Genomic DNA, 24,597 nt, shown 5'->3' on the forward strand with positions numbered 1-24,597 from the left:
ATATTGCATGAACTTTTCGCTAAAATCTTTTCGTCAGGGACTTCGTAACCCTTACAGTGTCTTCACCAAAGGGATATCTAAGTATATATCCCTGAGTTTAGTGATGATTGTAGGAATCACTGCTAGTCTGACAATTTTCATGAGTCGCCCGGCTCCTGCAGTCGAAGCGATCCAATTAATTTACGGCCCCGCTAGTATTTCCTTAGAGTTTCAAGATTTGGAGACATTTGCTGAAACTGGGGAAAGGTCTAACCAACTGAACTCTTTATTTACTTTAGCGGAACTGAGTGATTCTCAAATTACCACTTTCCGCAATGCTCTGAATTTTGGGGTAAATGTTCCCACAGATGTAGTTAATAGCCTGTTAGGTTCGAGTTATGGTCGATTAGCTGTGGGGGCCTTTAGTCTGTTTATTAATCCTGGTAGTTCTATTGATAACATTGTTGATGATGTACTGTCGGCTTTGCGAGATTCAACTCGAGATGGTCGGTTAACCATGTTAGACGTGGTTTTAGGGTTCCAATCGGTTGATACGATCACGGTAGATGTCAATAATCTGATGAGTTTGTATGATGACGTTAGTGAACTAGGAGAACAAGCGATCGAGTTTTTGAGAGCTCAACCAGAAATTCGACAACTGATTTGTGATTAGGTAGGAAGGAATCCCCAAGGCTTGAGACTGGGGATACTCTCGGAGTAATTAGATTGAAGACAATGGGGGATCTTTCTCGTGTATGGGGGAGGTTCCCTTTTTATCTGGGAAGCGATCGCTATAGGTTTTGCTGTTCTTCTGCTACTCGCTTCAACCGTCGCAATTGAGCTTCCATGTCCGCCTTAGTCCAAGGGGCGGCGAACCGATTAAAACCAAAGGCAATTAAGGGGTTATTAATCTCAAATTCAAAGCGATTTAATAAGTAAGTTCCCTGGGATTGGGGTTGACATTCCCAGCGATCGCATCCTTGGAAAAATCCATCAAATCCCCAGACAATTAGCCCCGGTTCTCTTTCCAGGACAATACTCTCTAAGGTAGGTTGAATAATGGGAATTTGAATAACAAACCGGGAACGTCCCCCTACATCAGTATCCCAATCACCAACTGGGTCACAACGGAGGGCGGGATTTAACCAACGACGCATCAAATGGCGATCGGTAATACAGCGTTCAACCGTAGTGGCGATCGCTTTAATGTGAATAGACTGTTCAAATACTTGACGAGATGACATCCTAAGCCTCAAGCTATATTCAGAACGTTATCCGTTGAACGAACTAATGTCCACCCCAACGGTGAGATCAAACAAGTTTGTACACACAGAGGTTTAACTCATCTGTAGGCATTTTATAACAATCGGAACCAGTGACGAAAACTGATGAGCATAGATTTACTGGTGAATCTCACCTGGATTTGAGTTCAACATCATCACCGAGGAAAATAACAGAGTTGATCAAATTTTGCTAGTTTCCTTCCGTGGGGAGATGTTAAAGGATAATGATTCTGTTAGATTGTAAAACTTTAGAACCCATCTACAAAGATTATGATTGAAACTTCGTGTATAATTCCCAATCCCTTGGGGATAGGGATAGGGAACCTATCCCATTTAAGTTTAGCTCAAGAGGGTTCATCACCGAATCCCGTTGATGACTTGATGAATTTTCGCATGGGGGATATATCCCTGGTGGATTTTGGGACAGCCCTTTTGATTCTGTTAGTTGGCTACCTACTTGCTCTTTTCGCGGCTTCATTGGTCAAAAAGCTACTCAAAAAGACCGATATAGATAATAAACTGGTCAGTTGGATTTCTGGGTCTACGGAAGGCGGTGAGGACTTTCCCGTAGAAAAATGGGCAGGGACCCTAGTTTTCTGGGTTATCTTTATTTTTGCGATTATTGGTTTCTTTGACCGACTCCAGTTAACTTCTGTTTCCGCTCCCCTGACTACCCTGTTGAATGAAATCACCCGCTACATACCTAGGATATTAGGAGCAGCCGGATTGTTAGGGGTGGCCTGGGTATTGGCTACCATTTGCCGAACCTTGATGATTAGGTTCTTGGATATGTTCAGGCTGGATGAGCGACTCAACCAGCAGGTTCCCCATGGGGAAAACGAGAATCATTTTTCTCTGAGTCACACCTTGGGAAATGCCATTTATTGGTTTATTTTCCTGCTGTTTCTGCCCATGATTCTTAGCACTTTGGAGTTAGCTGGGTTGCTATCTCCGGTGCAGACGATGGTCAATCAAATCCTGTCGAGTCTACCCAATATCCTGAAAGCCTTAGTTATTGCGGCAGGTGGTTGGCTTTTGGCTCAAATCGTCAGTCGCATTGTTACCAATTTATTGGCTGCTGTTGGTTTTGATCGTCTCAGCAATCAGTTGGGATTAGAAAGGGCGATGGGGACTACATCCCTATCTTCTGTGCTAGGCACAATTGTTTATGTTGTGCTGATGATTCCTATTGCGATCTCAGCCCTGCAAGCGCTCCAGATTAATGCGATTTCTGACCCAGCGATTTCGATGCTGAATCAGATCTTTAATGTCATTCCCCAAGTTTTCATTGCGGGTGTGATATTGGTGTTGGCTTATATGTTTGGGGTGATTGTCCGAGATTTGGTGACTAACCTGCTAACCAATCTGGGTTTTAACAGTATCTTTGTTTGGTTGGGAATTGAATCTAAGGCTAGTCCGGTTTCTACCCCAACTCAGACCACAGAAGAGGATGAGGTGATAGATGATAAGTCTGTGACCAGTGCCACGAAGCAAACACCTTCGGAAATCGTGGGTGTGATTGCTTTGGTAGGTGTGATGTTCTTTGCGGTAGTGACGGCTACGGACATTTTGGGCTTAACTGCTTTAACTTTGATTGTTGAGCAGTTGTTAATCATTGCTGGCCGAGTGCTATTGGGTGTGATCATTTTTGGAATTGGTTTATACTTGGCTAACTTTGCTCATAATTTGATATCGAGTTCCGGCACTTCTTCGGCTAAATTGCTGGCTCAGGCTGCCCGCATTGCTATTATTATCTTTGTGGGTGCTATGGCACTTCAGCAAATGGGAATTGCTAGTGATATTGTGAATTTGGCTTTTGGCTTGCTACTGGGTGCGATCGCTGTTGCTATTGCGATCGCCTTTGGTTTGGGAGGTCGCGATGTAGCATCGGAGCAAATTCGTGAGATCATCTCTCGCTTAAAACAGTAAAGGCGCGATCGCCTCTTAGGGGCAGGTTATCACCCTGCCTCTACTGTTTATTCTGCCATTTCGATCGCAGCTTCCGCGTCTAAAACCACGTTGCGTAGTCTATCTAATAAATCTCTGTCTACGGAAGACCATAACCCTCGCTGGTGTGCTTCTAGTAACCTTTCCCCCATATCCCGCAACGCCCAAGGATTCTTTTCGCGGACAAAATTTTGGACTTGTGCATCTAATATATAAGCCTCAGCTATCCCCCCATACATAAAATCATCAACACATTGGGCGGTAGCATCATAAGCGAATAAAAAATCTACTGTAGCCGCCATTTCAAAAGCCCCCCGATAACCGTGTCGCATCGCCCCAGCAATCCATTTAGGATTCACCACCCGCGACCTATATACCCTGGCGATTTCCTCCCGCAACTGTCGGACTTTGGGATTTTCTGGGAGAGAATTATCACCAAAATAAGTATCGGGATTTTCGCCTCGGAGAACCCGCACCGCGGCCGTCATCCCTCCCTGAAATTGATAATAATCATCGGAGTCCAAAATATCATGTTCTCGATTATCCTGATTGTGTAAAACCACCTGCATTTGTTGGAGACGGTTAGCAAAGGCTTGGGGGGCAGAAATTCCCTGACCGCCAGTATAAGCATAACTACTCCAATTCAAATAAGCGCGCGCCAGGTCGCTGTCATCGGTCCAATTTTGGGATTCAATTAATCCTTGTAACCCAGCACCATAGGCTCCCGGTTTTGACCCAAATACCCGCAAACGCGATCGCATTTTAGCTTCATCTTCCGTCAAACCTTCCTCCACCCCAGCGGTAGTTTCCTGATAGACCGTGGCGGCGATCGGGTTTTCTGAGGGGGTTTCTGATAACTGAGAAACCATCTCCACAGCGCGATCGAATAAGTCGATTAAATTGGGGAAAGCATCTCTAAATAACCCAGAAATGCGTAAGGTGACATCAACCCTGGGTCGTCCCAATATGGAAATCGGCAAAATTTCAAAATCCACCACTCGCCGGGACGCACCCTCCCAGACTGGTTGTACCCCTAACAAGGCTAAAGCCTGGGCGATATCATCTCCCCCCGTCCGCATGGTGGAAGTTCCCCACACAGATAGCCCTAGAGTTTGGGGATATTCTCCATGATCCTGGGTGTATTTTTCTACCAAGGCTTCCGCTGCTAACTGACCGACCCGCCAAGCGGTTTCTGTGGGAATGGCGCGAATATCGACGGCGTAGAAATTCCGTCCGGTGGGGAGAACATCAGGTCGTCCACGAGTCGGCGCACCGGATGATCCACTGGGAATATAGCAGCCGTCAAGTCCCCTTAATAGGTTCTGAATTTCACGATCGCATTTTTTCAGATTGGGGAGAAGGATATTTTCGATCCAAACTAATTCTTGGCGGGTCAATTCCCCTGGTAATTCCTGACTATTTTGGCTGATTAATTGGTCGATTAAAATCGCGGCTTGGTCTTCGATTAAGGCGATCGCATCCCCGACCGTCCTACAGATTTCACTGTTTTTCTGGTCGCCTTCCACCTCCCATAAATCCCCCGGATTAGCTGTTAATGGGTCTAATTCCCAACCCCAATCTTGAGCGATCGCCCTGGTTAAACCCCATCGATTTTGGCTGGGATGACGGGCTATGGCTATGATTAAATCCCGCAATTGTCTCCCTTCTGGACAGCGCCCCAAAATATGTAAACCGTCGCGGATTTGACTTTCTTTGAGTTCACATAAATAACCGTCAATTGTGCCAAATAATTCCGACACCATTTCCCCGTCAGAGATGCCCAAATCCCGGTCTAACTTTTCCTTGCGGATTAACTCCACAATGCGATCGCTGATAGTTTTTAACCGAGATGGATCTAATACTTGAGCCTCATAATACTCATCAATTAACCCTTCTAATTGTTGCAAAGGTCCATATAATTGAGCCCTAGTCATTGGCGGCGTTAAATGGTCTAAAATTACCGCCTGCGATCGGCGTTTCGCTTGGGAACCTTCCCCAGGGTCATTAACAATAAACGGATAGAAATTAGGTAAAGGTCCCAGGGCGATTTCTGGGTAACATTCCTCCGACAGTCCTACCCCTTTACCCGGTAGCCATTCTAAGTTACCATGTTTCCCTACATGAACCACCGCATGAGCCTCAAAGTGGTTTCTTAGCCACTCATAAAAAGCTAAATATTCTGGGGTCGGTTCCAAGTCCGGCGCGTGATAATTCAGACTCGGATCAATATCATAACCTCGTGATGGTTGAATCCCCACAAAAACATTGCCAAATTGTACCCCAGCAATCGGTAATATCTCCGGCGGATTCTCAAAAAAATGCACCCCCCAACGTTCTTTAATTCCCCCTTGCACAACGGCGGGTAAAGTGTTAAAATAAGTCAGGTAGTCTTGCCATTTTAAAAACTGCTTAACTTCCCGAAAATCTCGCCCTTCTGGGTCGTTAGTCACTCCCCTGGTCAGTTCCTGAATCAGATCATCTCCGGTAAGGGGAAAATCGCTGACGGTATATCCGGCTAATTTTAAAGCCTGGAGAATTTCTACACAACTGGCGGGGGTATCTAGTCCGACACCATTGGCGAGGCGACCGTTACGGGTGGGATAGTTGGCTAAAATTAGGGCGATGCGCCTTTGGTGGGTGGGGGTTTCTGAGAGTTTGACCCAGTTGGCCGCGAGGTCGGCTACAAATTCTATGCGATCGCTTTTGGGTTGATAATGAACAATATCTGTTTCTAGTCTGGTATCGCTATTTTTGACAGTTTTAAAGGAAATTGGGCGGGTAATAATGCGGCCGTCTACTTCTGGTAAAGCGATATTCATCGCCACATCACGGGGAGGTAATCCGAGGGGACTTGATTGCCATCTCTGTTCGCTAATACCACTCAGAATGGCTTGTAATGTGGGGATATCTAAAGAAAACAGGGGGGCGCTGGGTAGGTCGGAATTATCCAGGGATGAAATCGAGAAACTTGTGGTATTTATTAAGAGTCTGGCTTTGGTTAAATAGGCGATCGCCTCCCGTTGGATTTCTGGATCTCGCAAGGATGAAACAAACAGGGGAACCGGGTTAAGTTGACGAGCCGCCAAGGCTTGACAAAGGCTATCAATGGGGGCAGTATTTCCTGATAGATAATGGGCGCGATAGAATAAGATTCCCACTTCCCGATAGTTAGAGACGGGGGACAGCGCGCGCCACGGATAACGACCGACCCTGGGAATGGCTACAGGTGGCGGCGGGTTGTAATTAGTGGCTAAATAGCGATCGCTTATATATTGCAAAGCTGCGATCGTATTTTCTACCCCTCCCTCACTAAAATATTGCCAAACTCGGTTAGCTACAGTTAGGGGAACCGTAGACTGAGTAATTAAATCCGGGTCGCCGCCATCATCTCCCGGTAAAATAATCAATTCTACCCCTTTAGTTTCCGCGATTTCCGCCAAAACTTCCAAACCGTAGGACCAATAGGAACGTCCCCCCAACAGTCGCAAAACTACAACCTTCGCCTGAGATAAGACCTCCTCAGCATAGGTGTCTATAGTAAGCTGCTGTTGCAGGTTCAGCAAATTAGTTACTCGTAAATTGGGAAAGTCTGAGGGTAACTCAGCTATGGCTGCTGCTAAGGTTTGAATTTCTGTATCCGCTGCAGTTAAAACAATAATTGGCGCGGCAGTTTGTTCAATAAAGATAACCCCCTCTGTATCGGGGTTCCAGCCTCCTGGTATCGCTGCAATTCTGTGCATCTTATTTATACCCAATCATCACTATCTCGGTTTTTAGCGCGGTAAACATGACCCTCAGCATGAATGGCGCGAGTTTTCTCGAAGAGGCTGTCTTCCGTGTAATTCCACATTTGCAAAAGTCGATCTAGGTCTTTTTGGATATCCCAAGCGCCGGGGAACCCCTGGTAACGGATTTTCAGACGCGCAAGTTCCGCCAGTTCTAAGTCTCCCGGTGACTGATTGGCCAAAAGCTGATCAACCATTCGGCGATCGCTTTTGTACTGTGGGTGTTTCTGTTGGCGATCGTCCATCGTAGCAGCATTCCTAGAACTCAGGTTAATTATAGCCCTAGTTAAGCATTATTACCAGATAGGTCTAGCTAATGGGGGGAAGGTAGGGGCAATTGATGAATCCGTCAAATCCCCTATTTTCCAGTTATTAATGATTTCCTAGTTATCCCATTTTGCGATTTTTACCGGATAGCTGATATCCCGCTGGTATTAGATAGTGGAAACTTTCATAAGGACAATTCCCTCATGCGTCTTTCCTGTTTAATTCTGCTATCTGGCTTGGCACTCATTAATCTAGCTAATCAACCCAAATTGGAGACTACAGCTACCCCGTCTGAGTCTTCCCATGAATCAATTTATGAGCTAGTTCAAGTCAATGAAAACCAAATACCAGAGAGTCAATCCAGTCCTGCCCCCCACCGAGGTAGCGGCAGGAAAGGCTAAGACATCCAACCATGTAAATATACTTTATTACCCGCAATATATCAGATAGTCTCCTCAATTAACCCTTGTCAATTGAGGGATTATTTTCATGGGTGATACTGCTGGCGTATCCAGAATGAGTGATTACCGTAACTTCTGGCTAATATTACGCCGAATTTATCTGAATTACTCCGTTTACTGTGTCCCCCCATGTCTTCAGAAAATCCTGATTGTCATCCAACTATACTAGAGATTTTTGGGAAAAATTCTATTTTTTTCCCGGATATGGAAATCTAACCCAAGTATTTTAAGCAAGTTCTGTTACCACATATCGATAGGGTTTTTAAAAATGCTATATAATGCTTTGGCTTCCTTGGCTATTAGTGCTGCGATCGCTTCTGTAGGCGCTGCTGCCTTAGTCGCCCCTTCCCCCGCGCAGACAAAAACCATCTCCGTGGCTTCCCTAGATTTTCATACACAATTGACCCAAGAGATGGCGACCATTGTTGATAGCCAGATTATGGCAGTCGATAATAAGTCCCCAGAGGAGTCTCCCTCCTATCCTCAGCCAGGAGATGGTCGGCGCTAGTCGGTCTCTACCTACCTAGCTAGTGGTCAGCACTAGACACCAGGAAGCTACCACTCATGGGAGTACCGATTTTAGTGGTGGTTTCCGGGAACTTTTGAGCAATGCTCGGAGACTATAGATATATATGCCCCCCGATCGCCTTTTTGGCAGATGATTACCTGCCCCAATTCCCTAACCCAACCCGTCCGCTTTGGGGCGGTTGTCCGCTAGGTGGCTGCACCAAGAAAATTTTTGATGATATGTTAGTGTTAGTATTTGTTGGTATCCGGTTCGGTGCCAAACTCCCGTTGGTTAGATACAAGTAAACAAGCCAAACTAAATGAAATAAACGGGCCAAAAATAAAAATAATCAGTTCCAGACCGGTCATAATAGACCTCCCCCAGATGAATGCGAGTTAGTATGTAAGTAAAATCACTGGCTTTTGGCTTGAACTAATAGACCAAGTTACATGAGTAATTCAGTAATTTTACTGAGAATCTTTTGCCCCTAACACCACCGAGATATTTTGATAAATTCCCTATTTCAAATATACCCGAAAGGTGGCAAAATTAAAAGATTCTATAGATTATCTGGAGGCTAGTTTCATCAACTCTTTACAAAACCTTTACCAAACCATGACTTAGGACCGAGGGGACTAGGGGGACTCTAGTTGTTCAAGCGATCGCCTTAATGTGGGGAAGTTATTGATAGTATCTGGTAAGTTATCCCAATCAAAGTCTGTAAATTGCTGATCGAGAATGGTGACATAATCTTGGAGAGGCTTCCAGGGATAGTTTTTAGCTAACTTTTTTAAGCGTCGCAAAAACGATCGCAATTGTCTTTGAGTCATGCGATCGCGTACTTCTTGCCATGATTTTTCTTCTTCTTCCTGTAAGATTTGCTTTAAATCCTGCAATTTATTGAAGGCTAATTTAGCCGTATCAATTGACTGTTGATCAGCCGATTGTTGAGGCATATTAGGCGGTTTAATCTCAATTTTTCGTGGCAAAACATCAGATAATACAGCGGCGAGTTGCTCCTGATTCACAGGTTTGCGTAGATATCCCTGACATAAATTTTGGCTTAATTCAAAATCTTTAGCCTCCACAGAAGCGGTTAATATAACAATGGGAATATTGCCAGTTTCGGGTTTTTCTTTGAGGAGTTTACTGGTCGCAATCCCATCTAAATCAGGCATTTTTAGATCCATCAAAATCACATCAGGATGATGAGTTTCAGCGATAGCGATCGCCTGGTATCCATCTTTAGCCTGTAGCAGCAGATGATCCGTCGTCTCGAAATAACCAGCCATGAGCGTGCGGTTATACTCGACATCATCGACCACTAGGATAGTAGAGGGGATTAAATCTGACAAATCAATGGCGGGTTGTAGATTATTTAATTGATGAGATTGTGTAATTTTGACATTAGGAAAGGTACAAGTAAAAACACTTCCTAAGCTCAACTGACTTTCGAGAGTTAGTTTACCTCCCAAGAGATGGGTGAGTCTTCGAGTAATAGCCAAACCGAGTCCAGTCCCACCATAGCGACGGTTACTTTGTCCTTCACTTTGTACAAAGGCTTCAAAAATCTGCTGATACTGATCTGGATTTATTCCAATACCAGTATCTGCTACCACAATTTGGAGAGTGAGGTGAGAATTATGCTCAAAACTTTCAGCGCGAACCGAAATCGTAACGGAACCATCTTCGGTAAATTTGATAGCATTTCCGACAATATTAAAGAGAACTTGGCGGAGTCGGACTTCATCAAATTCGATAATTTTAGGAACATTGGGTTCAAAATTAATCTGTAGTGATAAACCCTTAGCCATAGCTGTGGGTAAAAATATTTGCTGGATTTCCTGTAGTAATATATGCAAATCCATAGGGTGATACTCAAGTTCAAGTTTTCCCGCCTCAATTTTGGACAGATCCAAAATATCATCAATCAAACTAATTAAGGCTCGACCCCCAGCGGCGATCGCATCGAGATAAGATTGTTGTTTATCATCTTCAACCAATCCTTTGAGTAAGTCACAAAAACCCAAAATTGCATTCATGGGTGTGCGGATTTCATGGCTCATATTAGCCAAAAACTCACTTTTAGCTTGATTAGCCATTTCCGCACGTTTAGCGACTTCTTCTAATGCGAAATGAGAGAAATGCAAAACCGCCAACATTAAAGTATTGCGGAGTTCCATGGCGGCGTTAATTTCTAATTCATTCCAACCCAAAGCATGACCACTAACTGTTTCTTTCCAGGCTTCAAAAGATTTGCGAGGAGATAGGCGCATTTGGTTATGATCATCAATAACGACTGCTTTCTTAGGATTTCCCCCCCAAGTAACAGTCTGGATAATTTCTGAACGAAACCAAACTATTTGATAAGTGGCTTGATCTAAGTAAATGGAAATAGCCAGCAACCCAGCGGCTTTGTTGATGTAATTTTGAGCAGGTGGGTAAATTTCAGCGAGGCGATCGGTATAAAAAATTTCCTGTGGGTAATAGCTACGCAGCCAGGAGAGTAGATCATCTAAATCGGGTTTAGGGAGAGTTTCTCCAAACTCAGTTAATTCTCCCTGTAAGCCAATGACGACACCTTGAGCATTAACTAATTCTAGTAAATGTTGACCACTAGAATCAATCATTGTCCTAATTCGATTAATTAAATCCGATTCATGTCCTGAGAGTTCTTGTCTAAATAGTTGCTGAATTTTTTTGACTTTAATCTGATAGGCTTCCCAATTTTTTTGATATTGACGGAACAGTTCCACGGACATAAATTGCCCTAATAATTCGCAGGCTTGTCGCAATTCATAGGAGACAAATTTAGGGCTGTAGTGATGACAAACAATTAAACCCCATAGTTTTTGGTCATTAATGAGAGAAATACACAAGGAAGCGGAAACCCCCATATTTTGCAGATATTCAATATGGATAGGAGAAACACTCCTAAGAGTGGCATTACTCAAATCGATATGTTTTTGAGTAATGGGATTATGAAGAGGGTAAATAGCGACGGGATTATCATTAACATTAACAATAATCCTCACCCAGTTTTTATAATAGAGTTGTCGGGCTTGTTTGGGGATGTCGGAAGCGGGGTAATGGAGTCCGAGAAAAGGCTCTAATTCTGGTTTTTTATCTTCGGCTACGACAATGCCACTCCCATCAGTTTCAAACCGATAAATCATAACGCGATCGTATTCGGTTAATTGGCGAATTTCCTGGGCTAAAAATTGGGCAGATTCCTCGAAACTGTTTTTATTTTCAATACCAGGAAGGGAGGACTGAATTTGTGCGTAGATGCTATAAGCGCGGTGGGGTTGTGTGGGAACATGGGGTTCTAACTCCAGGATTAATAGATGTTCATGTCGATGGACAATAGCGGTGAATTGTTGAGGGTGATTTTGATTATTTAATTCGATGTAAATTGGGTTGGAATATTTGAGATTATGAGAGTTCAGAGATAGGGAGATTTTTTGAAATGCGATCGGGGTAAATACTTGGCTTAAAGTTTTGCCAACAACAGCCTCTACTTCCCGCCCCAAAAATAGTTTAGTATTACAACTGGCTTGTAAAATGATGAGTTCTGGTTCCTGGAGAACTAGCAAACAACCGTGAGATTGAATCTTACCGGGAATATGGATGGGTTCACGATCGCAATTACTGAGATCAACAGATGTTAAGGCAAAATTTTCGACTGTATCCACTATCTAATTAACTCCTAGTTGTTAATAATAAAAGTAAGCAAGCATTAGTCCAGATGATTTTTTATCCTAAAATTGCCCATAGACCTTAATATATTATGTACCGAACAACTTATATTGGCAATCAGTGATAAGTATTTCAGCGTAACAACATCAAGTTCAACTCTCAGATTTATAATTAAGTGTGACTTTAGCGCCCAATACTAGGGTATAGAGGATTCCCTATGCTTGATCTAACTCAACTAGCCCGCCAAATGCAAGGGATGAGTAAACACTTGACCCGTGAAGCCCAAGCCGCCCGCGATCGCCTACAAGCAGCACAAAACCTGCTGACAGAGGCCCAAAAGCATCAAGAAGAATTGATAGAAAGCCTGAATTACTGGGTAGATCGGATTCCCTTTCATCCCGCCATCCCCATAGACCAATTAGATAGCTGTTTCACGATTCAAGCACCACCCGCCGCCCATACAGTTTTTGCCACAGACGGGTCCCAAATCGCCCCTAACGCCCACGAAATCGCCTATTGTTACCTAATCAACATCGGTAGGGTTGTCCTCTATTACGGTCAAAGTCGCCACCCGATCCTTGATAGTGTTCCCGAAATTTTTTATCGTCCCGAAGACCTATATATTTCGCGCCAGTGGGGTATTCGCACAGAGGAATGGATGGGCTACCAACGCAGCATTTCGGAAGCGATCGCCCTCGCGGAAACAGCCCGGGAGATTGCTACAATTCAAGGGGACAACCTTAACCCGGCCCTCGCCTTAGTAGATGGTTCCCTAGTTTACTGGTTTTTGGAAACATTGCCAACAGAAGCGCGCGATCGCATTATCGAACCGATTTTAGAAGCCTGGGATATGATTAAAGTGTCTGGTATTCCGATGATGGGTTATGTCAGCGCCTCTCGCAGTAGCGAAACTATTTCGTTTCTGAGATTGCAAGGGTGTCCGTATAATGAACCTGATTGTGCGCGAAATTGCCCAGATTTCGGTCAAGTGGACAAAAAAGGCAAGATTAAACAAGCCCCCTGTCAAATTTCTGAACCTCTGCGAGATACGGTGCTATGGTCTAATTATCTGAAACCAGGACAACGCAGCCCCCTCTGGCGATCGCGATCGCGTATTTTGGATTATTATGATTTTGATTCCATCTACTTCTGTTATGTGAATGTTGGCACGGAAATCGCTAGAATTGAATGTCCGGCTTGGGTAGCTGAAAATACGGAACAATTTGAGTTAGCTTTATCAATTATGTTAGCCCAAGTTTATAAAGGCTATGGTTACCCGGTGGCTTTAGCGGAAGCCCACAATCAAGCGGTGGTGAGAGGAGGCGATCGGACTCGGTTTTTTGCTATGCTGGAAGACCAAATGATTCGCGCCGGACTCCCTAACGTCGGTATCTCCTACAAAGAAGCACGCAAACGCGGAAGTATTGCTTAACACACCTTTAATTATGTCTGAACCATCTGATACTGATAGCAATTTACCCCCAGAACCTTCTCAGTCTTCCCAGAATCATCAAAAACAGCCCAATAAAGCGCCATGGGAATCTCTTGGCGAAGGATTGAAAAAAGTCTTGACTCTAGGGAAAATAACTGATAAAATTGGGGGATTATTTAATGTTAGTGAGAGCGAAGTTGCTGAGATTTTAGAGCGCGTCCGGGCTGAACTTCCAACTACAGAAGCGCTGCTAATTGGGAAACCTCAAGCGGGTAAAAGTTCCATTGTTCGGGGATTAACAGGAGTTTCGGCGGAAATTGTCGGCCAGGGATTTAAGCCCCACACCCAAAACACTCAACGATATGCTTACCCTTCCGGGGATCTACCTTTGCTGATTTTTACGGATACGGTCGGACTGGGGGATATTAATCAGGATACGGATGAGTTGGTAGCGGAATTGGTGGAGAATTTACAGCAGGAAACTCGCGGCGCACGGGTGCTAATTTTGACGGTGAAAATTAATGATTTCGCTACAGATACCCTGCGAACTATTGCGGCAAAGTTACGCCAGAAATACCCGGATTTACCCTGTTTATTGGTGGTAACTTGTCTCCATGAAGTCTACCCCACAGGAACGGCAAATCATCCCGCCTATCCGCCGGATTTTCCAGAATTTCAGCGAAGTTTTGATGCCATACAAGAGGATTTTGATAATTTATATAATCGCCTAGTTGCCATTGATTTTACCCTAGAAGAAGATGGCTACACCCCGGTATTTTATGGGTTAGAAACTTTTAGGGATACTTTGATAGAATTGTTGCCAGAAGCGGAATCTAGGACTATTGATCAGCTTTTGGAAGGACAGGCGGGACAGGAATTAAGTAGTTTATATCGAGACGTGGGAAGGCGCTATATTTTAGCTTTTTCAATTATGGCAGCTACGATATCAGCGGTTCCCCTACCTTTTGCGACTATGCCAGTTTTAACAGCCCTACAAGTGTCTATGGTGGGGTTACTGGGAAAACTCTACGGTCAAACTATTACCCCCTCCCAAGCTGGGGGTATTGTTAGTGCGATCGCTGGTGGATTTCTCGCTCAGGCGGTCGGTCGGGAATTAATTAAGTTTATTCCGGCTTTTGGAAGTGCGATCGCCGCTTCTTGGGCTTTCGCTTATACGGGAGCTTTAGGTGAAGCTACTTGTGTATATTTCGGGGATTTAATGGGTGGAAAAAAACCCGATCCTAAGCGAATTCAATCGGTGATGAAACAAGCCTTTAAAAATTCTCAAACCCAAATCGACAATGGACCATGAAACTCCCCCTCCCTCTGGGAAAGGGGTAGAAGGAGACAAAGGACAATTTGTTGGGGCGAAAAATTTTTCGCCCCTACTGTTCGCCCCTACTGGTGGCTAAGATTGTCTACAGGGGATATTGAAGTGCCAAGTTTTGATCTAAGATAGAATTTAAGATCGCTTAATATATATTTGTTATGGCTACATCAGTTCCGCATTTAGGGAAGCAATTAAGGCCCAGTGGCGAACATATTTTGGCTTCTATTGACCTAGGAACCAACTCTCTGCACATGGTCATAGTGCGAATTGATAAGAGTCTACCCGCATTTACGATTATTGCCCGAGAGAAAGATACCGTAAGACTCGGAGACTGTGGACCAAAAGGACAACTCAAGCCGGAAGTCATGGACAGGGCGATCGCCACCCTCAAACGCTTTCAGGAACTAGCCAAAACCTTTAACGTCGAGCAAGTTGTTGCTGTCGCTACCAGCGCAGTCCGGGAAGCCCCCAACGGTCGGGATTTTATCAAACGAGTATCCGACGAATTGGATCTCGAAATTAACCTGATTTCTGGTCCTGAAGAAGCCCGGAGAATTTATTTGGGTGTCCTCTCGGCTATGGAATTTCACGACGAACCCCACGTTATTATTGATATCGGAGGGGGTTCGACAGAGTTGATTTTGGGAGATGGTGGAGAACCTAAATTTCTCAGTAGTACCAAGGTCGGGGCTGTCCGTCTCACTCAAGAATATATCAAAACTGACCCTATATCTCGCACAGAATTTCTGTTTGTACAAGCCTATATTCGGGGAATGTTGGAACGTCCCGTTGATGAGTTGCGTCTTCATCTACAACCCGGAAAAGTACCCCATTTAGTCGGTACTTCCGGTACGATTGAAACCTTAGCGGTAATGATTGCTAAGGAAAAATTAGGCACTGAACCTACACCTTTAGCCGGATACCAAATTACTTTAAATGAGTTACATAATATCGTTAGTCGTCTGCGGAAGTTATCCTACCAAGAAAGGTTGCAAATTCCTGGCATAAATGATCGGCGGGCGGAAATTATCCTGGCTGGGGCTCTAATTTTACAGGAGGCGATGAGTTTATTAGAAATAGAGTCTCTGACTATTTGTGAAAGAAGTTTGCGGGAAGGGGTAATTGTTGATTGGATGCTTACCCACGGGTTGATTGAAGACCGCCTACGATATGAAAGTTCTATCCGACAACGTAGCATCCTCAAAATTGCTCAAAAATATAATGTAGATTTAGAACATGGTGAACGGGTGGCAGCCTTCTCTCTCAGCCTATTTGACCAAACTAATGGCATTCTCCATGACTATGGATCGGCGGAACGAGAATTGCTCTGGGCGGCGGCTATTTTGCATAACTGCGGGCTATATATTAGTCATTCTGCACACCATAAACACTCCTATTATTTAATCCGTAATGGGGAACTTTTGGGTTATACGGAAACCGAAATTGATATGATTGCTAATTTGGCTCGTTATCACCGAAAAAGTGCCCCAAAAAAGAAACATGAAAATTATCAAAACTTGTCGAAGAAAAACCGTCACATTATCGACCGTCTTAATCCTTTGATGCGGTTAGCGGTGGCTTTAGACCGTCGTCAAATAGGGGCTGTAGCTGAGGTTAATTGTGAGTGCGATCGCGATAAAAAAGAGTTCAAATTAATACTGAAACCGGTTGATCCCCAGGATAATTGTGCTTTAGAATTGTGGAGTTTAGACCTCAAAAAAGATGTGTTTGAGCAACAATATAACCTCAAACTCGCGGCGTTTTTAGAGCCTTAAATCAACAACTGTAAACTAACCAGATAATTGATGTAGCCCTACCCTTTCCCCCTCTCCCCAGAAAGCGGGTTTATTTATCTTATCGTTGGGAGGCGAGGTCCTAGAGGAACCCGCCCCTACAATTATTAATTATTAATTATTAATTATCAATTAATTACCGGGTGGGGTGGGGCGGGTTTATTAATATTCTCCTTGAAAGCCGAGGTCCTAGGGGAGGCGCGCCCCTACAATTATTAATTATTAATTATTAATTATTAATTAATTACCGGGTGGGGTGGGGCGGGTTTATTAATATTCTCCTTGAAAGCCGAGGTCCTAGAGGAACCCGCCCCTACAATTATTAATTATTAATTATTAATTAATTAATTACCGGGTGGGGTGGGGCGGGTTTATTAATATTCTCCTTGAAAGCCGAGGTCCTAGAGGAACCCGCCCCTACAATTATTAATTATTAATTATTAATTAATTAATTACCGGGTGGGGTGGGGCGGGTTTATTAATATTCTCCTTGAAAGCCGAGGTCCTAGAGGAACCCGCCCCTACAATTATTAATTATTAATTATCAATTAATTACCGGGTGGGGTGGGGCAGGTTTATTAATATTCTCCTTGAAAGCCGAGGTCCTAGGGGAGGCGCGCCCCTACAATTATTAATTATTAATTATTAATTATTAATTGATTATCGGATGTTGTTTAATTCAGGCTGGGGGGATATATTTAAAGTCCTGACTTTAATATCCTGATAAAATTCATCCTGGGATAACTCTACCTTAGACTGAGCCGATAATAATAACAAAGCCCAAAAAACCCCAACTCGGTCATGTTTAGAATTAGAAATAGGCGGAGTATTTGCGGCTGACTCTGGGAGTAGATTTGTGGATTCTAACAGGTTGGGGGTGTGTGTTTTCTGCTTACCAATCAGATTAGACCAGAGAACTAATAATTGTTCAAGATCTAACCAATCGCCTTGTGGGTCTACACCTTCAGCCCAGAGAAGTTCCTCTAATTTTCCAGCCATCTCGACCAAGTTTTCTTGGTGTGCTAATTCAGCGATCGCTTTAGCTGCTTTATTTTTGTTAACAGAAACATTACGACGGGGACGGGGACGACTCTGGTGTTGGGCGATCGTAGTCGCCATTAATTGTAGTTGATCAATCAACTCTTGGAGTGTGACTTTACGCTTTTGGGGAACCTTAGCCACAGCGCGGCGGCGTAACTGTCGTTCCAAATTCTGAGGACGCAGCCACTCAGCTTCTGAATCTTCCCCCAAAAATTCTAACTCTTCGGTAATCATAGCATCATCATCCCCAGCCGCATCAGAATCCATGAGGCTATCCGCCTTGAGTAGCACCAGCATAGAAGCATAAAGAAAGGCTTGACCAGATTGGGAAAGTTCTACAAACTGATTATTGGAGACGGAATCAACCCCGGGAGTCAGTTGGCTGAGGTAGCGATCAATCACGTCAATCACCCGCACATCCCAGGGATCTATTTCTCCCTGTTTAGCCAAATCAATCAGAAGCGCAATTCCTTCTGAGAGGCTGGCTAAAGCGTCCTGGGGTTTGTCAGAGGTCATAGGCGTTGTTTCTCCGGTCGGCTGGGGTGTGAACAGGAACTTGTGCTTACTACTATAGCTGGATGTAGGCTTCCGCATTATAGCATAAGGCTATGAGGGCTGACTTAGATATTTTTGATTACAATGAATATGATGGTCTCTAGTATGCCTGAGTTTAACTGATCATGGAATCTTTAAAATCAGAAGCCTTGTCTTATTTAAAAACCGCCCTCAATAACCCTGACGCTACTTTCCGAGATGGACAATGGGAAGCGATCGCTCGTCTAATCCAGAACCGAGAACGTTTATTAATTTCCCCCCTTCTCGCTTTAATAAAACACGGCGTAGGGTTATTGGGTGCTGTGTCTATTTAGGAATTATGATGCACCCAACTAGATGTAATTGACTGGAGATTTAGAAGCGTTCACCAATACCGAAGTGGATCTGATTTCCGCCTTCATCATTAATCCCATAATCAATCCGAATTGGACCGAGAGGAGACTGAATGCGAACGCCGCCCCCGAAACCAATCCCACTGCCGGGTTTACCACGAATACCGCCAGGATTTCCTTGGACACTGCTTTGAGTACCCAAAGCATGGGCACCATCAATAAATAAAGCGCCGCCAATCAAAAAATTAGCAACAGAAAAGACTGGGAAGCGATACTCGACGGAACCCAAGACAAAACTGCGGGCGGCGGCTAAAGCACCTTCACGCCAACCTCGGACAGTGTTAGCACCCCCCAAGGGGAAGGCTTCATAGGGTGGGAAATCGCCCATAATTGTGCCAGCTTGAATATTGAAAGCTAAGGCTTGGGGTGCGCCTGGAACCAACTGTAAGAAATCAACGGGGATATAATAACTATAACTACCTCGGACGCGATTAAAAAATATATTCCCGGAACCTATGGGAATCGATTGTTCTGTTCCGAAGCGAAAAGCATAGCCACTGGTGGGAATTTGGCGATTATTACGGCGATCGGTGGCCAACCCAAACTGAACGGTAAATAAATCATCCTCGCCAGACTCACTAGCGGAAAGAAGTTTACCTCTCTCATCGCGGGGGGTGATACGCTCACGAGAATCTGTTACCTGAGCGCGTTGATATTGAAAACCCAAGGAAGCCACCCAGTCGGGGTCAACAAAAGGATTTTCGGCAAAGGGACGGGTAAAACTAATACCACCACCAGTCCGAATTACCCTAGGGCGGTCTTCATTAGGGAGTCTAACATCTTCGGAGCCTTCCTCAAAAACTAGAGAAATCCCACGGCGGCGAAAAGCATTAACAGTGTAGGAAGTGCGGTAAGGGTCTCCAGCAATCCAAGGGTCTGTAAAGCTCAAATCGACGAGTAAAACCTGTTCACCAACCTGCACTTCGGCGGCTAATTGGTGATTATTTCCCCCCAAGTTGGCTTCACGATAGCTAAGAGTTCCAAACAAACCGGTGGCGGAACTGAAACCACCCCCAAAGGCGACGGACCCAGTGCTACGTTCAATGACATTAACAATCATATTAGCCTTGGTGGGGTCTTCGGGGGCAGGTTCAAGCTGAAGTCGGACATCATCAAAAATGCCTAATCTGAATACCCTACCTAAGTCCTGTTGAATAGTTGCTTGGTTAAAGACATCTCCGGGCTGCAACTGAATTTCACGGGTGATAATAAAGTCACGGGTGCGACCTGTAACGGGATTACCGTCAGGGTCGGTTGGGTCTCCATCAGCATTGAGGAAACGAACTATAATCTCGGAAATTACGCCCTCAGCGACTCTTAAAGTTACTACCCCCTCTGTGGTAACGTCTGGGGCGGCAATTACCTGGGCGAGTACATAGCCATTTTGTTGGTACCAGGTTTGGATATCGTCGATCGCTTCTTCAATGCGTCGGAGGTTGATAATTTGACCGAATTGATTAGCAAAACTAGCATCAACGACCTCGGAGGGGAGAACCTGATCTCCTTCGATAATAACCTGCTGTAGGGGAGGGTTAGGTTCGACATCAAAAGTGACTCTGACTCCCAGGGGGGTATCTTCTGGGACAGCTCGGACGTTTCTAAATAGACCGGTGGCAAAAATGGCATTAATATCTTGTTGGAGTTGGGAACGGGTAGCGGTGCGTCCTGGTTGAACTGCGATCGCCCCATAGACAACATCCACCAACTGCTCATTATCAGTTCCCGATACGAGAACTTCAGCAATTAGCACATCAGGTTCTCCCGGCTGGCCTGTTCCGGGGACTGATGGCGGTAGATTATTTTGGGCTAACTCCAGATTTTCCTGGCCCCTAGTGCCGTCGAGGCTGCAATGTTCACACTCGTAGGCGATCGCCTGCATCAAATTAACCACCCATTGAGGCTCCCTAGACCAGTCTTCTGATGGCCTTACCCCGGCGGCGCGCTCCTGAGACACAGCCAAAGGTGTCTGAGGGGTCAATAAATGGCTTTTGGTGGAACTATCCAAGTCTTGTGGAGAGTGAGGGAGCCTAAACTTTGACCTTTCCTGAAGGTTAGCAATGGCTATTTGGTCTGCTGACGGCATGACATCAAAATTCGCCTGTTTTGACTCCGGCTTACCCAGAGAGGGTTCAAAAGGCGAATATACTGGCGTGGGTGGATTTTCCGACCAGGAGGCGAGACCCATTTCCACCTTGGTCGAGGCAGGCTCCTTGTGTGCCTGTGTTCTGGCGCTGGCGGTGCTGTCGGACGCTACAAGGCTATCATCGACGTTTTCCAGTGCTACCAATGGGGAACTTACGGACCGAGGAAAATCTGCCAGTTTCTGGTAGTCGTTATTTTTGAGTTGAAATAGGGGAAACTGGGTCGGGTCTGAGCTGGTCGTCCCCGATTGGACAGAAGGGATAGCGATCGCTTCTGACTCCTTATGAGCATCGTTAGACTGATCAGAAACTGCCAAAGACCCTTGATAGTCCTTGAAAATCAGTGGAGGGGTTTTACCACTAGCAGAATTTGATAGCCCAAACGTTGCTGAAGTTGCCAAACAGGCAACCCAGAAAGAACAGAAGCCCATGTTATTGACATTCTTGGACATCCACACACCAAATAATCAGCCATCGATAATGTTACAACCTCAAGGTGGAAAAATTCCTTTTCCCGTCCCAGACACCTGACCCAATCCGAAATTTTCAGGTATTTTGCCCAATTATTCGGAGAGACAACCCGGTTTCTTGGCACAATCTTTTGAGGAAGCCAGAAGACTGAGAGAAACCGGGTTTCGCGGGTTCCTGCCGTGTCCCTATAAGGGGGCTTGGTAGAACCCGGCAGTTCAACCCAGACGACTGAGAATCCTAGCTAATACTTGCTGATAAGCACTCTCGACATTTCCGAGGTCATTACGGAAGCGATCCTTATCCATCACCCGGAGGTTAGGGTCAGTTTCGGCTTGGTCCCAGAGGCGACAAGTATCAGGGCTAATCTCATCAGCCAATATTAACTGACCATCAGAGGTAATGCCAAATTCTAGCTTAAAGTCTACCAGAGTGATACCACATTCACTGAAAAAGTCACTCAAAATCTGGTCAATCTGGCGGCTGAGGTCTTCCATAGATTTAAGCTGTTCTGGGGTTGCCAAATTCATCACCAAAAGGCGATCGCGAGTTAGTAGAGGATCACCTAGCTGGTCATTTTTATAGCAAAATTCCACCAAAGGGGGCTGCAAAACTGTTCCCAGGGGAATTCCCGTCTGTTTACACAGACTCCCCGCGGCGATATTACGAACAATCACTTCCACAGGAACAATCTTCACCCGTTTGATCCGCATTTCATTAGGACTAGGGGTATCAATGTAATGAGTGGGAACACCCGCCGCCTCTAGGAGTTTGAACAGATGACCAGACATGGTGTTATTAATTTCACCCTTCCCTTTAATCGTCCCCCGTTTCTGGGCGTTAAATGCTGTGGCATCATCCTTATAGTAAGCCAGTAACACCTCTGGGTCATCAGTGGTATAGACGATTTTGGCTTTCCCTTCATACAGTTGTTGTCGGTCAGAGATATCAGACATATAGCGCGATGGTTAAGTTAGTATTTTGGTAATTGCTACCGGGACTGTGCCATCAGAATAACTGATCCGCGTCCCTGGACTCGATAGTGATTCCCTTGAATTGGGGGGGCTGTTTTCTCGGTACAGAAATCATTGGGGACTGCTAAAGCTGTATCCACAATACGATACCACCGTTGACCTTTTGGGAGAATAGGTATCTCAAACAGGAGGGGTTCCCAATAAGAATTGAGCATAATATGAAGATATTCCTGTTTTTCGGGATGTCGTAAACTAAAGGCAATACTGCGGGAATAATCTGCCCAATCGGGTTTATTTAAGCGTACCCCATGCCATGTAATGTTAGGTAATTTACTATTGGGGTCCATCACTAAAATGCTTTCAATCCGAAAAATATGCAGTCTTTGGGTAAATCGGATCAGATTTTTGACAAATCGCAATAGTTCCGGGTGTTTACCGACATCACTCCAGTCAAACCAACCTAACTCGTTATCTTGACAATAGGCGTTATTATTTCCGTTTTGGGTGCGGCGGACTTCATCACCCATTAACAGCATGGGAGTTCCTAGGGAGACCAACAGAATTGTCCACAAGTTTTTCATTTGTTGATTGCGTAGGGCTTCGATATAGGTATCATTAGTTAAGCCCTCAACTCCACAATTCCAACTGCGATTATCATTGTGTCCGTCCCGGTTATTTTCACCATTGGCTTGATTATGTTTCTGGTTATAGGAAACTAAATCATTGAGGGTAAAGCCATCGTGACAGGTGATAAAGTTAATGCTACAATGAGGTTCGCGATCGGGTTTGGGGTAAATATCTGGACTCCCCATAATTCGATAGGCTAGGCGTTGGATTTGTTTGGGTTCACTTTTGACAAAACTGCGAACATCATCCCGAAATTGTCCATTCCATTCGGTAAAGCGATCGCCTGCAAAAGACCCCACCTCATACAGTCCCCCTGCGTCCCAAGCCTCAGCAATTAGTTTGGCTCCCGCCAATACCGGATCAGATTTAATAATCCATAAAATCGGCGCATCTTCCATGGGTGTACCATCACGATTTCGGGAAAAAATCGATGCCAAATCGAACCTAAAACCATCCACGTGCATCTCGGACACCCAATATCGCAGACTATCAATAATCATTTGTCCCGCGATTTCATGGTTGGCTTTAATGGTATTTCCGCAGCCACTATAGTTACTATAAAACGACTGATTCTCCTCCTCCAGCATATAATACATAGAATTGTCAATACCCCTAAATGAGAGAGTCGGACCATTCTCATTTCCCTCGGCGGTGTGGTTATAAACCACATCTAAAATTACCTCAATACCCGCTTTATGAAAGGCTTTCACCATATCGCGAAATTCATCAACTGGTCCAAGGTGGTCGCGCCGAAAACTATACTGTCTATGGGGAGCAAAAAAGGAAACTGTACTATAACCCCAGTAATTTTTTCGAGGCGGAACAGCGTCTTGTTCATCAAATTGGTGAACAGGCATTAATTCTACTGCAGTGATTCCCAAGTCTTTTAGATAAGGTATCTTATCAATTAAGGCTGCATAAGTTCCTCGTTTAGACGGAGGAATTCCTGAGTTAGGATTGCGGGTAAAACCGCCCACGTGCATCTCATAAATTACTGTTTGAGAATAGGGGATTTCCAGTGGCTTATCATCTTCCCAATCATAAGTTTTGGGGTCTACGACTACGGCTTTCATCGCCTTGGCACAGTTATCACCACGTTTGGAGGCCGCTTCCCGACTATAATTTTCGGTATTAACCACAGCTTTAGCATAGGGGTCAAGCAGTACCTTATCCGCGTCAAATCTATAGCCCAATTCCGGCTCAAACATTCCATAGGCTCGATATCCATAAATTTGCCCTGCCTTAATGCCCTTGACAAAAATATGCCAGTAGTAGAAAGTTTTATTATACTGAGGGTCAAACTTAATAACACGGCTAGGTTTGGCATCATCTGGGGCATCAAAAAACAGCAACTCTAAAGATGCACAGGTTTTGGAAAATAAGCAAAAATTGACCCCATCAGGATAAACTGTAGCACCGAGGGGGAAACTCTGACCGCGCCCAATATCAGACTTCATTAATTAATCGACTCCTTTGAAAATCTTAGAGGTTTTAATATTCTCAGGTGGAACGCCAAATTCTCACCGGAAACTGTTGAGGTTGGTCCTCAAAGGCTGTATGTAGCAACCAGGCTGTAATGGGAGAAATTGTTTCTCGTTGACTTTTAGTTAGATTTGGGTGTTTTCTTAGTATGTTCAGTCTATGAGGGATGTCCCCTAGTTCCCAATCGAGGCAGCTATGGCCAAGATGTTGTCAAGAAATCCTTTAAGATTTTAGGCGATCGCGACACATTTCGCGACAGATTTATGGTAAAATGAGACTCGGCGAAACTGTTAAGTCTACCAACTCTGAAGTTCAGGGTGATCTCGTTGGAATGCCAATTTTCAATGTCGCCGAATGAGAGCATGATTTAATCTCAAATTAGGTTAACATTTTACGGCAATACGGTATAATAAGCGAGAAGGGTTGAGGATAA

17 protein-coding genes are annotated in these 24,597 nt (G+C 44.6%); 8 read left to right on the top strand and 9 right to left on the bottom strand.

The window, feature by feature from the left end; translation table 11 throughout:
- Positions 1-7 precede the first annotated feature (7 nt).
- On the top strand, positions 8-652 hold the full coding sequence (locus NLZ44_RS16895) for an alpha/beta hydrolase (protein WP_111890963.1): 645 nt from the start codon (positions 8-10) through the stop codon (positions 650-652).
- A 118-nt stretch (positions 653-770) separates the two neighbouring features.
- On the opposite strand, the gene NLZ44_RS16900 is transcribed toward NLZ44_RS16895, so the two are convergent.
- Positions 771-1,223 carry an SRPBCC family protein gene (locus NLZ44_RS16900; RefSeq protein ID WP_006622517.1) on the bottom strand — a complete coding sequence of 151 codons (453 nt, stop codon included), beginning with the start codon at positions 1,221-1,223 and terminating at the stop codon, positions 771-773.
- A 309-nt stretch (positions 1,224-1,532) separates the two neighbouring features.
- Between NLZ44_RS16900 and NLZ44_RS16905 the strand changes: the two genes are divergently transcribed.
- Positions 1,533-3,191 carry a mechanosensitive ion channel gene (locus NLZ44_RS16905; RefSeq protein WP_493750537.1) on the top strand — a complete coding sequence of 553 codons (1,659 nt, stop codon included), beginning with the start codon at positions 1,533-1,535 and terminating at the stop codon, positions 3,189-3,191.
- Between the two features lie 47 nt (positions 3,192-3,238).
- On the opposite strand, the gene cobN is transcribed toward NLZ44_RS16905, so the two are convergent.
- Positions 3,239-6,949 (bottom strand): cobaltochelatase subunit CobN, encoded by a 3,711-nt coding sequence (gene cobN / locus NLZ44_RS16910; protein ID WP_493750538.1) that lies wholly within the window; start codon positions 6,947-6,949, stop codon positions 3,239-3,241.
- 5 nt (positions 6,950-6,954) lie between these two features.
- The gene (locus tag NLZ44_RS16915) at positions 6,955-7,239 is read right to left on the bottom strand and encodes a DUF3288 family protein (RefSeq protein ID WP_006618290.1); all 285 of its coding nucleotides are present in this window, start codon (positions 7,237-7,239) and stop codon (positions 6,955-6,957) included.
- A gap of 225 nt (positions 7,240-7,464) precedes the next feature.
- Here NLZ44_RS16915 and patX point away from each other — a divergent pair, with 225 nt between their 5' ends.
- A complete protein-coding gene (patX, locus tag NLZ44_RS16920; RefSeq protein ID WP_493750539.1) occupies positions 7,465-7,662 on the top strand; it encodes a heterocyst-inhibiting protein PatX in 198 nt (65 codons plus the stop codon).
- Positions 7,663-7,990: 328 nt separating this feature from the next.
- Positions 7,991-8,230: a hypothetical protein gene (locus NLZ44_RS16925; protein ID WP_006618292.1), complete on the top strand. Its 240-nt coding sequence runs from the start codon at positions 7,991-7,993 to the stop codon at positions 8,228-8,230.
- Between the two features lie 635 nt (positions 8,231-8,865).
- Here NLZ44_RS16925 and NLZ44_RS16930 read toward each other — a convergent pair.
- Positions 8,866-11,925, bottom strand: coding sequence for an ATP-binding protein (locus NLZ44_RS16930; RefSeq protein ID WP_493750540.1), 3,060 nt, complete (start codon positions 11,923-11,925; stop codon positions 8,866-8,868).
- A gap of 221 nt (positions 11,926-12,146) precedes the next feature.
- Between NLZ44_RS16930 and NLZ44_RS16935 the strand changes: the two genes are divergently transcribed.
- The 3 genes from NLZ44_RS16935 (at position 12,147) to NLZ44_RS16945 (ending at position 16,466) form a co-directional block, all read left to right on the top strand.
- Positions 12,147-13,361, top strand: coding sequence for a DNA double-strand break repair nuclease NurA (locus NLZ44_RS16935; RefSeq protein WP_315644872.1), 1,215 nt, complete (start codon positions 12,147-12,149; stop codon positions 13,359-13,361).
- A 13-nt stretch (positions 13,362-13,374) separates the two neighbouring features.
- Complete coding sequence (locus NLZ44_RS16940) at positions 13,375-14,673, top strand: YcjF family protein (protein ID WP_493750541.1); 1,299 nt, start codon at positions 13,375-13,377, stop codon at positions 14,671-14,673.
- 176 nt (positions 14,674-14,849) lie between these two features.
- Complete coding sequence (locus tag NLZ44_RS16945) at positions 14,850-16,466, top strand: Ppx/GppA phosphatase family protein (protein ID WP_493750542.1); 1,617 nt, start codon at positions 14,850-14,852, stop codon at positions 16,464-16,466.
- 678 nt (positions 16,467-17,144) lie between these two features.
- Here the strand turns inward: NLZ44_RS16945 and NLZ44_RS16950 are convergent.
- Positions 17,145-18,041, bottom strand: coding sequence for a segregation/condensation protein A (locus tag NLZ44_RS16950; protein ID WP_008056275.1), 897 nt, complete (start codon positions 18,039-18,041; stop codon positions 17,145-17,147).
- A gap of 164 nt (positions 18,042-18,205) precedes the next feature.
- Here NLZ44_RS16950 and NLZ44_RS16955 point away from each other — a divergent pair, with 164 nt between their 5' ends.
- Positions 18,206-18,394: a hypothetical protein gene (locus tag NLZ44_RS16955; RefSeq protein ID WP_493750543.1), complete on the top strand. Its 189-nt coding sequence runs from the start codon at positions 18,206-18,208 to the stop codon at positions 18,392-18,394.
- Positions 18,395-18,434: 40 nt separating this feature from the next.
- Here the strand turns inward: NLZ44_RS16955 and NLZ44_RS16960 are convergent, their stop codons facing one another.
- The 4 genes from NLZ44_RS16960 to NLZ44_RS16975 form a co-directional block, all read right to left on the bottom strand.
- Positions 18,435-21,065 (bottom strand): BamA/TamA family outer membrane protein, encoded by a 2,631-nt coding sequence (locus NLZ44_RS16960; protein WP_493750544.1) that lies wholly within the window; start codon positions 21,063-21,065, stop codon positions 18,435-18,437.
- A gap of 234 nt (positions 21,066-21,299) precedes the next feature.
- Positions 21,300-22,037 (bottom strand): phosphoribosylaminoimidazolesuccinocarboxamide synthase, encoded by a 738-nt coding sequence (purC, locus tag NLZ44_RS16965; protein WP_006622504.1) that lies wholly within the window; start codon positions 22,035-22,037, stop codon positions 21,300-21,302.
- Between the two features lie 35 nt (positions 22,038-22,072).
- Positions 22,073-24,139 (bottom strand): glycogen debranching protein GlgX, encoded by a 2,067-nt coding sequence (gene glgX / locus NLZ44_RS16970; RefSeq protein WP_493750545.1) that lies wholly within the window; start codon positions 24,137-24,139, stop codon positions 22,073-22,075.
- Positions 24,140-24,357: 218 nt separating this feature from the next.
- Positions 24,358-24,528: a hypothetical protein gene (locus tag NLZ44_RS16975; RefSeq protein ID WP_158536370.1), complete on the bottom strand. Its 171-nt coding sequence runs from the start codon at positions 24,526-24,528 to the stop codon at positions 24,358-24,360.
- Between the last annotated feature and the right edge of the window lie 69 nt (positions 24,529-24,597).

Source organism: Arthrospira sp. PCC 9901, assembly GCF_059013425.1.